The organism is Enterobacter cloacae complex sp. GF14B (assembly GCF_004136805.1).
In the GTDB taxonomy this organism is placed as follows: Bacteria; Pseudomonadota; Gammaproteobacteria; order Enterobacterales; family Enterobacteriaceae; genus Enterobacter; species Enterobacter hormaechei_C.
Window position 1 is genome coordinate 1 of record NZ_QFRV01000382.1, and the last position, 895, is coordinate 895.

Here is an 895-nt window from a genome sequence, read left to right on the forward strand (position 1 = left end):
TTCTTCAATCTCTTCTTTAGACAAGATACACTCTCAGAACATTCCATAAGATCAAGGTTACCTTAAAGGTCTTCATTCTCCATAGAGTCATGTTGCACAAATGATTCGTCTGCTCGGACTAGAAATTGATCCTCCGCCAAAAGGTTGGATGTATCCATTATTGAATCATCAATGCCATTTGAGATATCTTGTGTCAATTTTTGCATGCTTGTGATAAAGGTAGAAGAAAGAGATTCCACATTTGAATCTTGGCCACACACTTTAGCACTTGAATAATCAGTTGGCATGTAAGTAACTTCTTCAACATTTGTCGGAGTAGAAGGAGACAAGTATGGCAAAGGAGATGACTCCTTGATAGAAACACTTTCATGATGGTTGGTTCTTCCAACAGGATGGAAACCATTTTTGATGTAGAAGTACTTGTGAAACTTCCTTCGGGCAATAGTGACCGCTTCTTCAAAGGTAGAGGGTCCACTACAAGTAACCTTAGTCTTTAGGAAAGGAGACAAACCCGAAATAAATTGCTCCATTTTTACATAATCTGGAAATGTAGAACTAAACCGACATCCTCCCCATTGACGAGAAAAAATATCATCATAAGCATAGTAGTCTTCACCATGTTGTTGAAGTCTCTCTAATGAAGCCCATGCTTTCTCTGTTGTTGGAAATTTAGAGAATCTGGTCTTCAAAGCTTTGGAAATTTGGGTATACCCATCTTCAATCTGAGAAGAAATACTCCAAAACCATTGCTCAGCGTTGCCTCTAAGGCATAGCAATAGAAAATCCCCTTTTTCAATGTCATCCCTTTTACCAAGGATACGACAAACCATTCTAAAATTAGCAAGAAAATCATCAACATCTTCTTCTAGATTTCCGAAGAAGATTGGGATATCAT

Annotated in this window: 1 protein-coding gene; it reads right to left on the reverse strand. The window is 38.0% G+C overall.

Annotation, left to right across the window (positions count from 1 at the left end; genetic code table 11):
* Positions 1-62 precede the first annotated feature (62 nt).
* Positions 63-895: hypothetical protein (locus DD606_RS25730; RefSeq protein WP_139158414.1), on the reverse strand; the 833-nt coding region annotated here is incomplete at its 5' end.